11 protein-coding genes and 1 pseudogene are annotated in these 11,911 nt (G+C 70.2%); 9 read left to right on the plus strand and 3 right to left on the minus strand.

What is annotated here, in order from left to right:
• Window positions 1-10 precede the first annotated feature (10 nt).
• Window positions 11-622 carry an aa3-type cytochrome oxidase subunit III gene (gene ctaE / locus AC5Y31_RS05670; protein ID WP_082966421.1) on the minus strand — a complete coding sequence of 204 codons (612 nt, stop codon included), beginning with the start codon at window positions 620-622 and terminating at the stop codon, window positions 11-13.
• A gap of 137 nt (window positions 623-759) precedes the next feature.
• Here ctaE and trpD point away from each other — a divergent pair, with 137 nt between their 5' ends.
• Complete coding sequence (gene trpD / locus AC5Y31_RS05675) at window positions 760-1,842, plus strand: anthranilate phosphoribosyltransferase (RefSeq protein WP_301636922.1); 1,083 nt, start codon at window positions 760-762, stop codon at window positions 1,840-1,842.
• On the opposite strand, the pseudogene AC5Y31_RS05680 reads toward trpD, so the two are convergent.
• A pseudogene (locus tag AC5Y31_RS05680) lies at window positions 1,780-3,666 on the minus strand (DEDD exonuclease domain-containing protein); the annotation flags it as partial. The gene trpD and the pseudogene AC5Y31_RS05680 sit on opposite strands and share 63 nt — an antisense overlap.
• Window positions 3,667-3,731: 65 nt before the next feature.
• Between AC5Y31_RS05680 and AC5Y31_RS05685 the strand changes: the two are divergent.
• The 4 genes from AC5Y31_RS05685 to AC5Y31_RS05700 all read left to right on the plus strand — a co-directional run bounded on the left by AC5Y31_RS05685 (window position 3,732) and on the right by AC5Y31_RS05700 (window position 7,252).
• The gene (locus tag AC5Y31_RS05685; RefSeq protein ID WP_499978752.1) at window positions 3,732-3,989 is read left to right on the plus strand and encodes a hypothetical protein; all 258 of its coding nucleotides are present in this window, start codon (window positions 3,732-3,734) and stop codon (window positions 3,987-3,989) included.
• Window positions 3,990-4,154: 165 nt separating this feature from the next.
• Window positions 4,155-5,279: a peptidoglycan hydrolase RipC gene (gene ripC, locus AC5Y31_RS05690; protein WP_499979001.1), complete on the plus strand. Its 1,125-nt coding sequence runs from the start codon at window positions 4,155-4,157 to the stop codon at window positions 5,277-5,279.
• A 64-nt stretch (window positions 5,280-5,343) separates the two neighbouring features.
• A complete protein-coding gene (locus tag AC5Y31_RS05695; RefSeq protein ID WP_499978753.1) occupies window positions 5,344-6,081 on the plus strand; it encodes a hypothetical protein in 738 nt (245 codons plus the stop codon).
• Window positions 6,082-6,109: 28 nt separating this feature from the next.
• The gene (locus AC5Y31_RS05700; RefSeq protein ID WP_499978754.1) at window positions 6,110-7,252 is read left to right on the plus strand and encodes a glycosyltransferase family 4 protein; all 1,143 of its coding nucleotides are present in this window, start codon (window positions 6,110-6,112) and stop codon (window positions 7,250-7,252) included.
• Between the two features lie 5 nt (window positions 7,253-7,257).
• On the opposite strand, the gene AC5Y31_RS05705 is transcribed toward AC5Y31_RS05700, so the two are convergent.
• Window positions 7,258-9,060: an AMP-dependent synthetase/ligase gene (locus AC5Y31_RS05705; RefSeq protein WP_499978756.1), complete on the minus strand. Its 1,803-nt coding sequence runs from the start codon at window positions 9,058-9,060 to the stop codon at window positions 7,258-7,260.
• Between the two features lie 140 nt (window positions 9,061-9,200).
• On the opposite strand from AC5Y31_RS05705, the gene AC5Y31_RS05710 reads away from it, so the two are divergent.
• The 4 genes from AC5Y31_RS05710 to AC5Y31_RS05725 all read left to right on the plus strand — a co-directional run bounded on the left by AC5Y31_RS05710 (window position 9,201) and on the right by AC5Y31_RS05725 (window position 11,780).
• On the plus strand, window positions 9,201-9,596 hold the full coding sequence (locus AC5Y31_RS05710) for an SRPBCC family protein (protein WP_301636926.1): 396 nt from the start codon (window positions 9,201-9,203) through the stop codon (window positions 9,594-9,596).
• A gap of 92 nt (window positions 9,597-9,688) precedes the next feature.
• Window positions 9,689-10,126 (plus strand): SRPBCC family protein, encoded by a 438-nt coding sequence (locus AC5Y31_RS05715; protein ID WP_065024487.1) that lies wholly within the window; start codon window positions 9,689-9,691, stop codon window positions 10,124-10,126.
• A 35-nt stretch (window positions 10,127-10,161) separates the two neighbouring features.
• On the plus strand, window positions 10,162-11,412 hold the full coding sequence (locus AC5Y31_RS05720) for an ArsA family ATPase (protein ID WP_499978758.1): 1,251 nt from the start codon (window positions 10,162-10,164) through the stop codon (window positions 11,410-11,412).
• Entirely contained in the window at window positions 11,409-11,780 is a 372-nt protein-coding gene (locus AC5Y31_RS05725) for a hypothetical protein (RefSeq protein ID WP_499978760.1), read from the plus strand. The genes AC5Y31_RS05720 and AC5Y31_RS05725 overlap by 4 nt, the downstream gene beginning before the upstream one ends.
• Window positions 11,781-11,911: the final 131 nt, after the last annotated feature.

Below are 11,911 nucleotides of genomic sequence, written 5' to 3' on the forward strand. Positions count from 1 at the left end.
GGGCGGTTGCTCATCGGATGAAGTAGATCGTGGCGAACAGTGCGATCCAGACGATGTCGACGAAGTGCCAGTAGTAGGACACGACGATCGATGCGGTGGCCTGGGCCGGGGTGAACTTGCTCATCGTGGTGCGCATCATCAGGAAGATGAACGCGACCAAGCCGCCGATGACGTGCAGACCGTGGAAGCCGGTGGTCAGGTAGAACACGCTGCCGTAGGAGCTCGACGGAATGGTGGTGCCGTGCATGATCAGGTGGTAGTACTCGTAAGCCTGACCGCAGACGAAGAACAGTCCCATGGCGAACGTCAGCAGATACCACCGGCGCAGCCCGAACACGTCGCCGCGCTCGGCGGCGAACACGCCCATCTGGCAGGTGAACGACGACGCGATCAGCACCAGCGTCACCGGGACCGCCTGCCACAGGTTCAGCTCGGTTGGCGGCGGCGGCCAGGCACCACCGGACTGGGCTCGCGCGGTGAAATACATCGCGAACAGCCCGGCAAAGAACATCAACTCACTGGACAGCCACACGATGGTGCCGACGCTGACCATGTTGGGACGGTTCAGCGAATGCACACGCGACGTAATGGCAGTACCCGAGGACCCCACAGCGCTCGTCACATCCGCAAGTATGACGCTATGTAGTTGAAGATCTCCACCCGGGGCGGGCAATTCGTTGGAACTGCTGTTGGCCGCGCGTTCGCGCCGTGTTTCCAGGCGGCTTTGGCGGCGTGCGGGCCGCATGCGACGATCGGCGCGTGGTCGAGCCCGGTGGTGAGGCGCAGCCGATAGCGCAAATAGCACAGTGGCGGCAGGTATTGGGCGGCTTGACGTCCGGCGCGGATCTGGCTCGGGGCCAGGCGGCCTGGGCGATGGAGCAGATCATGGCCGGCAGCGCGACGTCGGCGCAGATCGCCGCCTTCGGCGTGGCCATGCAGATGAAGGGTCCGACGGCGGCCGAGGTCGGGGAGCTGGCCGACGTCATGCTGGCCTACGGCCGCAAGGTGCCCACCGACGAGATCGGCACCGACACCGTGGACGTGGTCGGCACCGGCGGTGACGGCGCCAACACGGTGAACCTCTCGACGATGGCAGCGATCGTGGTCGCGGCCGCCGGGGTGCCGGTGGTCAAGCACGGCAACCGGTCGGCCGGTTCGCTCTCCGGTGGCGCCGACACTCTTGAGGCGTTGGGGGTGCGCATCGATCTGGGGCCCGACGCGGTGGCGCGCAGCGTCGCCGAGGTCGGCATCGGGTTCTGCTTTGCGCCGCAGTTTCAGCCGTCCTACCGCAATGCGTCGGTGGCGCGACGCGAGATCGGCGTGCCGACCGTGTTCAACCTGCTGGGGCCGCTGACCAACCCGGCGCGGCCGCGGGCGGGCCTGATCGGCTGCGCGTTCGGCGAGCTGGCCGAGGTGATGGCCGGGGTGTTCGCGGCGCGGCGGTCCAGCGTGCTGGTGGTGCACGGCGACGACGGCCTCGACGAGCTGACCACGACGACGACCAGCACCATCTGGCGGGTGCAGGCCGGCACCATCGACCGGCTGACGTTCGACCCCGCCGGGTTCGGGTTCGCTCGCGCCGAGGTGGGCCAGCTGCTCGGCGGCGATGCGCAGGCCAATGCCGAGGAGGCCCGGTCGGTGCTGGCCGGCACCGCGGGCCCGGTGCGCGATGCGGTGGTGCTCAACGCCGCCGGGGCGATCGTCGCCCACGCCGGGCTATCCAGCAGCGCTGACTGGCTGCCGGCCTGGGAGGACGGGCTGCAGCGCGCTGTCGCGGCGATAGACAGCGGCGCGGCCGAACAGCTGCTCGCTCGTTGGGTCCGCTTCGGCGCTCAGCTCTGAGGCCAGCCGCGCCGAGCGGGCCAGGGCCGCCCACGCTGTCAACGGCCCGGCCGAGCTCAGCGGCTCGGCCCATCCGTCGGGTTCGGTCGCGCCCTCGACAGGATCGAGACGCACGATGCGCACCCCGGGCGTCGCCAGCCAGCGGGCGATGAGCCCGGTCTCCTCCACCAGGGCGCCGGCCTGGGGGCACCTCCCGCTTGCGGGGGACGGCGCCGGCTCGGGCACCACCGTCTGGGCGCCCAGCGTGATCGCGTCGACGACGGGCATCGGTGGCACGCCGCGGGCGGCGCAGCCGGCGGCGGCCAGCCGGCCGTGGCGGATCACCGCGAGTTGCCACCCGCCGGAGCCGTCCGGTGCGGCGGCCACCAACTCCGGCAGTGCCGCCAGCGCGCGGGCCCGCTGGCTTCGCCACAGGACCTCAATGGTGGTCGCCGCACGGTCGCGCAGCCGCGCGGCGCTCTCGTAATGCCCCCGGTCGGCCAGCGCGTTCACCTGGTCCACCGCCGCACGCAGCGCAGTGTTGTCGCGGCCGTCGATCAACGCGGCCGCCCGCTCGACGCTGTCGGCGTACTGCGCGGCGGTGAGGTCGGACGCGGCGGGGCAGGGACTGACTTCGACGGGCGGGCAGGTGTGCCGGCCGGTGCGGCTCAAACGCGTTGTACAGGTGCGGATTCCGGTGAACCGTGCGAGCAGGGCGGCGGTTTCGGCGGCGTCGGCGCGGGAGCGGAACGGACCGACCACCCGGCCGTGCCGGGGTGCGCGCACCACCGACAGGCGTGGAAAGGCCTCCTGCGACAGGGCGATCCACCACCACCGCCGGGGAAACTTCGATCGGCGGTTGTAAGGCGGAGCGTGCGCGGCCAACAGGCGCAGTTCGCGCACCCCGGCCTCCAGCGGATGCGCGCATTCGACGTGGTCGATCCGGGTGGCCAGTGCCACCATCTCGGCAATGCGGCGCCGGCGGTCCGATCCGTTGAAGTAGGCACCGGTCCGGCGGCGCAGGTCGGTGGCGGTGCCGATGTAGAGCACCTCCTCGGACGGGCCGCGGAACAAATAGACGCCCGGGCGGTTCGGAAGCCCCTCGGCGAGAGTGCGTTTGCGGCGCTGGGCCGGCGTTGCGTGCGACAGGTAGGCGCGCAGGTCGGCGTAGGTGTGTACCCGCTGGTTACCGACCCGCTCGATCAGGGCGTGCAGGACGTCGACGGTGGCGCGGGCGTCGTCGAGTGCCCGGTGGGTGGGCGTGGTGCTGACCGCGAACAGGCGAGACAACTCGGCCAACCGCACACTGGGCGCCTCCTCGCGGCTGAGCACCCGCCGCGCCAGCCGGACCGTGCACAGCACCGGCGGCCGCGGCCAGCCCAGGTCGCAGTGTTGCGCGGCCGCCCTCAGGAAGCCGACATCGAATCCGGCGTTGTGGGCCACCAGCACCGAACCGCGGTCGAACCCGGCGAACTCCAGGAAGGTCGGCAGCACGGCTTCGACGGTGGGTGCGTCGTGCACCATCGCGGTGGTGATCCCGGTCAGCCGGACGATCTGGGGCGGGATGCCGCGCCGGGGGTTGATCAAGGTGGCGAACTCGCCCTCGACCACGCCGCCCCGCACCTTGACCGCGCCGATCTCGGTGATGGCGTCCGCCGTGCCGTCGGCGCCGGGGGAGGCGCGGGCACCGGTGGTCTCCAGGTCCACCACCACAAAGGTGGTCTCCCGCAATGCCGTGGCTGCCGGGGTGGCGTCGAGCCGGGCCTGGTCGTCGAGAAGGCTCAGCTGCTGCCCTGCATCAGCGCGGCGGGTCATGCCGTGAACCGTAGGCGGACGCACTGACATCGCGTCGAGCCGTTGTTGTCGGTGGCCGCGGTTAGCGTGCCGGCAACCGATCGAAAGGAATCGTCATGGGAGAGATCTCGGACCGCCGCGATGCGCACCGGACCGATCCGGAACCGGTGGTCATCGACTGTGACGACTGTGCGGTCCGCGGGCCCGCCTGCGGAGACTGTGTGGTCAGCGTGCTGTTGGGCGTGCCGAACGAGCTGCTCGAGGACGAGCGGGCGGCTTTGGCGGTGCTCGCCGAGGCCGGGATGGCGCCGCGGCTGCGCTTGGTTCCCATCCGCGGAGAACGCGGCCCGGCGCGCCGATCCGGGGTGGCCTGACGGCGGCGCGTCGCCTTAGAGTTTTCACAATCCGGGCTGTTAACGTTGCAGCTCGCGATGGACAACGCCGTTGCTATTTCGTAACCTATTCGAGATCTTAGTTTCGGCGGCACGGCCACGCCCCCCTTGGCAGTGTTAAAGGATGCAATCTTGAAGCTCGAACGTATGCGGTGGAATCTGCGTGCTTTTAGGCGTCCTGCTCTCGGCGTTGCCGCCGGCCTGGTGGCCGGCGTCACGGCTCTGACCGGCAGCTTTGTCGGCAGCGTGTACGCCGACCCGGCTGACGACGCGCTGGCGAAGCTCAGCGAGCTGTCCCGGCAGGCCGAGCAGACCACCGAGGCGATGCACACCGCCCAGCTCAACCTCGACCAGAAACTCGCCGAACAACAGGCCGCTGACGCCGCGCACACTCAGGACCAGGCCGCGCTCGACACCGCCCGGCAAGAGCTGTCCGGCTACCGGTCGGCGGTCAACCGATTCGCCGCCACCACCTACATGGGTGGCCGGGTCGGGGGCATGGACGCCATCCTGACCGCCGAGTCGCCCCAGCAGCTGATCGACAAGCTCGCCGTGCAGCGGGTGGTGGCCAGGGACCTGTCGGTGCAGATGGAGCGCTACCGGGTCGCCAGCGACCAGGCCGATGCGGCCGAGCAGGCCTCCGCCAAGTCCGCCGAGGACGCCCGGACCGCGGCCGAGCAGGCCGCCGCGGTGCGCGCCGAACTGCAGGCCAAGCAGAGCCGCCTGCAGCTGCAGATCTCGGTGGTCAAGTCGCAGTATTACGCGCTGACACCGCAGCAGCGCACCGCGATGGCCGAGCCGGGGCCGGGCCCCGAAGGCGTACCGGGGGAGCCGCCCGCTCCCGAAGGCGCGCCGCCGGCCCCCGCGTTCCCCGGATTCCAGCTGCCCGGCTTCCCGGCCCCCGACGCGCCCGGTGGCGCAGGCGGCGGAGCCGCGACCGCCGTGCAGGCCGCGTTGACCCAGGTCGGAACCCCCTACGTGTGGGGCGGGGCCGCACCGGGTGGGTTCGACTGCTCGGGACTGGTGATGTGGGCGTTCAACCAGGCCGGCATCAATCTGCCGCACTCCAGCCAGGCGCAGGCCAACGGCGGTCAGCCGGTGGCGCTCTCGGACCTGCAGCCCGGCGACGTGCTGACCTTCTACTCGGATGCCTCCCACTCCGGGATCTACGTCGGCGACGGCATGATGATCCACTCGTCGACTTACGGTCAGCCGGTCCGGGTGGTGCCGATGAACTCCTCCGGCCCGATCCACAACGCCCGCCGTTACTGAGCGCCGCCGGTTCCGCCGGCCGCTGGCTGCGCTGCTGGCGGCCGAGCTGATCGCCGCCGCGGCGGTGCTGGCCGTCGCGGCCCGGCCCGAGGCTGACGCGCCGTTGATCGTGGGTGATCACCGCAGCGTCGTCGTGGACAATCACGGCGGCCCGCGCGGTGAGGCACTGCTGAGCCGCGTCGAGGCCAACATCGGCGACGCCGTCGAGGCGGTTGAGGCGTTCTGGGGCACCGACTGGGCGCACCGCATCGAGGTGACGGCTACCGGCTCGGATCGGCAGTTCGCCGCCCTGGCAAATGGGGCCCGCGGGGCCGATGTCGAACAGTGGTCCGACGTCGCCGCGGTCGCGGTGGCCGACCGGGTCGATCCGGAACGTCGGCAGGTGAGCGGCCAGCGGATCGTGTTCGCCCCCGGCGCGTACGCGATGAGCACGCCGGCGCTGCGAATCGTGTTGACCCACGAGCTTTTCCACTACGCGGCCCGAGCCGACACCGCCCTGGATGCCCCGCGCTGGCTCACCGAGGGGGTGGCGGACTTCGTCGCCCGCCCCGCCCCGGATTCGGCCCGCGCGCCGGTGCCTCCGGTCGCCCTTCCTTCAGATGCCGACCTGGATGCCCCCGGCCCGCGCCGGGCACAGGCCTATGACCGGGCGTGGGAGTTCGCCCGGTACGTCGCCGCCCGGTTCGGCACCGCCAAGCTGCGCGAGCTATATGCGTCCGCCTGCGGTCCCGGACATGTGGACCCCTCGGTGGCCGTGCCGCTGGTGCTCGGCGTGGATCTAGCCGACCTGCTCGCCGGGTGAGGGCAGTGGCGCAGCTAGCATCCCTGCAGTGAGCCGGGTCCTGCTGGTTACCAACGATTTTCCGCCGCGTCCCGGCGGCATCCAGTGCTATCTGGAAGAGCTGGTGCGCCGCATCGCCGGCTCGGGACGCCACGACGTGACGGTGTATGCACCGCAGTGGAAGGGCGCCGAGGCATTCGACGAGGCGGCGACATCCGCCGGCTACCAGGTGGTGCGGCATCCGGGCACGCTGATGTTGCCGGGCCGGGCCGTCGACCGCCGGATGCGCCGGCTCATCTGCGACCAGGCCATCGACACCGTCTGGTTCGGCGCGGCCGCCCCGCTGGCGCTGCTGGCGCAGCGGGCGCGCACCGCCGGCGCCACCCGGGTGCTGGCCAGCACCCACGGCCACGAGGTCGGCTGGTCGATGCTGCCGGTGGCCCGCTCGGTGCTGCGCCGGATCGGCCAGACCTGCGACACGGTCACCTTCGTCAGCCACTACACCCGCGGCCGGTTCTCCTCGGCGTTCGGGCCCGACGCCGCGCTGGAACACCTGCCGCCCGGGGTGGACACCGACCGGTTCCGGCCCGATCCGGGAGCGCGGGCCGAACTGCGGCTGCGGCACGGGCTGGGTGAGCGGCCCACGGTGGTGTGCGTGTCGCGGCTGGTGCCGCGCAAAGGCCAGGACATGCTGATCCGGGCGTTACCGGCGATTCGGCAGCGGGTGCCGGGGGCGGCGTTGGTGATCGTCGGCGGCGGCCCCTACGCCGAGACGCTGCACCGGCTGGCCGCCCGACACGGGGTGGCCGATGCGGTGACCTTCACCGGCGGGGTACCGGCCGCCGAGCTGCCGGCCTACTACCTGCTCGGCGACGTCTTCGCGATGCCGTGCCGCACCCGCGGTGCCGGGCTCGACGTCGAGGGGCTGGGCATCGTGTTCCTGGAGGCGTCGGCGGCCGGTGTCCCGGTGGTCGCCGGTCGCTCGGGCGGTGCACCGGAAACCGTGCTGGACAAGCGGACCGGGCGGGTCGTCGACGGTCGGTCCGTCGCGCAGATCGGTGACGCCATCAGCGAACTGCTCGCCGATCCCGACCGGGCCGCCGCGATGGGTGCCGCGGGACGCGACTGGGTGACCGGTCACTGGCGCTGGGACACGCTGGCCGGACGCATGGCCGACCTGTTGCGGGCCTGAGCTGGTCAGTCCTTGGCGTAGATCGCCTCGATCGAATCGGCGAACTTCTCGGCGACCACCTTGCGCTTGACCTTCATCGTCGGCGTCAGCTCACCGGTGGCCTCGGTGAAGTCGACCGGCAGGATCGAGAACTTGCGGATCGACTCGGCGTGCGACACCGCCAGGTTGGCCTGCTTGACCGCCGCATCCACCTCGGCCATCAGATCCGGGTCGGTGACCAGGTCCGCGGCGGTGGCGGTGCTGGACTTGCTGTTGCGCTGTTTCCAGCCCTCGATGGCTTCCGGGTCGATGGTGATGAGCGCGCCGATGAACGGCTTGGCGTCGCCGACCACCATCGCCTGGCTGATCAGGGGGTGAGCGCGCAGCTGGTCCTCGAGCACCGCCGGAGCGACGTTCTTGCCGCCGGCGGTGACGATGATCTCCTTCTTGCGGCCGGTGATCTTCAGGTAGCCCTCGGCGTCGATGTCAGCCAGGTCGCCGGTCTTGAACCAGCCGTCGGAGAACGCCTCGGCGGTGGCCTGCTCGTTGCGCCAGTAGCCGCCGAACACCACACCACCGCGCACCAGCAACTCACCGTCGTCGGCGATGCGCATGCTGTTGCCGGGCACCAGTTTTCCGACGGTTCCGACCTTCATGCCACCGACCGGGTTGACGGTGACGGCGGCGGTGGTCTCGGTCAGGCCGTAGCCCTCGTAGATGGACAGCCCGACGCCACGGTAGAAGTGGCCCAGCCGTTCGCCCAGCGGCGCACCGCCGGACACCGAGGCGCGGCAGTCACCGCCCAGCGCCGCGCGCAGCTTGTGGTAGACCAGCTTGTCGAAGAGCGCGTGCTTGGCGCGCAGCAGCAGCCCGGGACCGCCGCGGTCGGTGGCCTCGCTCCAGTCCACCGCGGTCTGGGCGGCCATCTCGAAGATCCGGCCCTTGCCGTCGTTGGCGGCGTTCTGCGCCGCGGTGTTGTAGACCTTCTCGAACACCCGCGGCACCGACACCACCACGGTCGGCTTGAACACCGAGAACATCGGCACCAGATTCTTGATGTCGCTGGTGAACCCGACGGTGACCCGGTTGGTGAAGGCCGCCAGAGTCAGGGCGCGGGCCAGCACGTGTGCCAGCGGCAGGAAGATCAGCAGGCGCTGGCCGGGTCCCAACAGGGTCGGCAGTGCGGCCTTGGTGCCGCGCACCTCGTAGATCAGGTTGGAGTGGGTGAGCTCGCAGCCCTTGGGGCGCCCGGTGGTGCCCGAGGTGTAGATCAGCGTCGCCGGGTCGGTGACCTTCAGCGCGTCGAGGCGTGCGGTGACCTGCGCCGGGTCCTGGCCGGCGGCGGCTTCGGCGAGTTCGTCCAAAGCCTTGGGCACGGATCCGTCGATGGTCAGCACCCGCCGCAGGGCGGGCAGGTCACCGGCGAGTTCGTTGATCATCTGGGCGTGGGCGTCGGTTTCGGCGAACGCCAGCACCGCGCTGGAGTCCTCCATCACCCAGCGCACCTGCTCCGCCGACGACGTCTCGTAGATCGGTACGGTCACCGCGCCGATCGACAGGATCGCGAAGTCCAGGATGGCCCACTCGTAACGCGTCGCCGAAAAGACCACCACCCGATCGCCGGCCGCCACGCCCTGGGCGATCAGACCCAGTGCCGCCGAGCGGATGTGGGCGGCGGCGGTGGCGCAGGTGACGTCCGTCCAGGCCCCGTCGACCAGACGCTGAAAGATGACGTAGTCGGGATTGTCGCGCTCGTGTTCGAAGACTACTGCGGCGACGTTGTCGTGCTCCTCGACGGTGAACGACGCGGGAACACTGAACTCACGCATGCGATGACCTCTCTTGGCGACCTGCTGTCTGTGTGCCCAGCCTAATAGCCGCCCGACGACCGGTGTGACGGTGTTCACTGCCGGGGCAGCTGCGCACCCGCTGCGTTCCCCGTGCGCGCGTCATATGTGAAGCTGAAGCGATGAACAGTATCCAGGTGGCCGACCAGACGTTCATCGCCGCACCCGGCGATCAGGTCGGCGCCGTGGTCGCGGACCGGTCGAGCTGGCAGCGGTGGTGGCCGGACCTGCAACTCCAGGTGGTCGAGGATCGCGCCGAGAAGGGCGTTCGATGGACGGTGAGCGGGCCGCTGACCGGAACCATGGAGATCTGGCTGGACCCGATGCTCGACGGGGTGTTGCTGCACTATTTCCTGCACGCCGAGCCCACCGGCGTGACCGGCCGCCAGCTGGCCCGGCTGAACCTGCCGAAGCTGATCCACCGCCGCCGGGTGGCCGGAAAGCGGATGGCTTTCGAAGTGAAGGCTCGCCTCGAGCGGGCCCGGCCGGTCGGTGTCGGACCGGCCGCCGGGAGCTGACCCGCCGCTGAACGGGCGGGCGCCCGGCGCGGCGAGGTACCGTCTCTGCCGAGGGCCGGTGGCAGGCGCAAACAAGTTAGGGAAGTAACCAGGTGGCGGACAAGACAGCTCAGACCATCGTCATTGCGGCGGATCCTGACACGGTGATGAAGGTGATCGCCGACATCGGCGCCTACCCCGATTGGGTTTCGGAGTACACCGAGGCCGAGGTGCTCGAAACCGACTCCGACGGCTACCCGAAGCAGGCCCGGCTGGTCCTGGACGCGGCGGTGCTCAAAGACACCATGGTGCTGAAGTACGACTGGGCGGCTGATCGTCGCTCGGTGCGCTGGTCGTTGGTCTCCAGTTCGCTGCTCAAGGCCCTCGACGGTGAATACCGTTTGGCGCCCAAGGAATCCGGAACCGAAGTCGTCTACGAACTGTCGGTCGATCTGATGATCCCGATGATCGGTCTGCTCAAGCGCAAGGCGGAGCGGCGCCTGACCGACACCGCGCTCAAGGACCTGAAGAAGCGAGCCGAGGCTGAGTGAGGCCGCCTGAGGCAGGAGCGCACACCGCGCTTCCAGTGGCGCCGATCAGTCTGTTCGTCGGCAAAGGCGGGGTAGGCAAGTCCACGCTGGCCGCTGCGACTGCGGTCGCCGACGCGCGCGCCGGCCACCGGGTGCTGCTGATCTCCACCGACCAGGCGCACTCGGTCGGCGATGTGCTCGGCGTGACGGTGACGCCCAGCGGCGCACGCGACCCCGTTTCGGTGGTGCTCGACGACGTCGGTCCCGGCGGGCTCGACGTGCTGGCGCTGGACACGCTGGCGTTGCTCGAGGCGCACTGGACCGAGGTCGTCGTCGTGCTGTCCGAGCGGTTCCCGGAATCGGATTTGGGAAGCGTTGCCCCCGAAGAACTTTCGGCTCTTCCCGGGGTTCAGGAGGTGCTCGGACTGCATGAGGTCGGCGAGCTGGCGCACAGCGGCCGGTGGGATCGGATCGTCGTCGACTGCGCGTCCACCGCCGATGCGATGCGGATGCTGACGCTGCCCGCCACGGTGGCGCTGTATGCCGAGCGATCCTGGCCGCGGCACCGCAGGCTCAGTGCGACCGAGGGCAGATCGGCCGCCCTGGTCGAGCTGATCGAGCGGGTCTGCGGGGCCGCCGAGCGTCTTGCCGCGCTGTTGACCGACGAGTCACTGGTCGGAGCGCACCTGGTGCTGACCGCTGAGCGCGTGGTGGCGGCCGAAGCCGTCCGGACCTTGGGGACATTGGCCCTGACCGGGGTGCGCGTCGACGAGCTGATCGTCAATCAGATTTTGCTGCAAGATGATTCCTACATCTATACCGATCTGCCCGCCCATCCGGCGTTTGACTGGTACGCCGAACGGATTCGCGAGCAGCACGGCGTTTTGGAAGAACTGGACCGCGCCATCGGTGACGTGGCGATGGTGCTGATTCCGCATCTGGCGGGCGAACCGATCGGGCCCAAGGCGCTGGCCGAACTCCTCGAGGGCGCCCGGCGCCGCGACGGGTCGGCGCCGCCGGGACCGGTGCGGCCGGTGGTGGACCGGGAGTCGGGTTCCGGACTGGGGGCGGTGTACCGGTTGCGGCTAGAGTTGCCCCAGGTCGATTCCGGTGCGCTCAGTCTGGGGCGGTCCGGGGACGACCTGATCATCGGTGCCGGCGGCACCAGACGCCGAGTCCGGCTGGCGTCGGTGCTGCGGCGATGCACGGTTGTGGACGCAACGTTGCGTGGCAGCGAATTGACGGTGCGTTTCCGGCCGGACCCACAGGTGTGGCCGGTCAGCAGGGACGAGGAGGTGCGGCGTTGAGCGCTGGCGCGCACCCCGATCTGGGCGAGCTGGGACCCGAGTTGCGCAAGCTCGCCCAGGCGATCCTGGACCGTCTCGATCCGGCGGTGCGGGCGGCGGCGCTGCTGGCGGCATCCGGTGACGGGCCGGGAAAGTGTCAGCAGGTGTGGTGCCCGGTGTGTGCGCTGGCGGCGTTGGTCACCGGGGAAGAACATCCGTTGCTCACCGTCGTCGCCGAGCACAGTGTCGCGTTGTTCGAGGTGATCCGGGCGGTGGTCGGTGAGACCGGCAAGGCTCCAGACCCGCCCCAGGGTCCGCCCCCCGGCGGCGGCGAGGGCGCGCCGGCCCGGTCCGGCTACCAGCCCATCCCGGTCACCATAGAAAAATGAGCGCAGTGAACGCCGATGACTAAGCAACCTAAGGAATTCCGGGGAATCGTCCGTGTGACGAATCACCGTGTGGCCGTAGCCACGCGTGGTCGGTAAAGTTGGCGCGAACACGGCCGATGTTCGTGGGTAGG

The sequence above is a fragment of the Mycobacterium sp. NGS18 genome, assembly GCF_059813185.1.

Coding starts and splice junctions, on each gene's coding strand:
- AC5Y31_RS05685 (WP_499978752.1), top strand. CDS start 3,732: ATGGGAGAGATCTCGGACCGCCGCGATGCGCACCGGACCGATCCGGAA.
- ripC (WP_499979001.1), top strand. CDS start 4,155: ATGCGGTGGAATCTGCGTGCTTTTAGGCGTCCTGCTCTCGGCGTTGCC.
- AC5Y31_RS05705 (WP_499978756.1), bottom strand. CDS start 9,060: ATGCGTGAGTTCAGTGTTCCCGCGTCGTTCACCGTCGAGGAGCACGAC.
- AC5Y31_RS05710 (WP_301636926.1), top strand. CDS start 9,201: ATGAACAGTATCCAGGTGGCCGACCAGACGTTCATCGCCGCACCCGGC.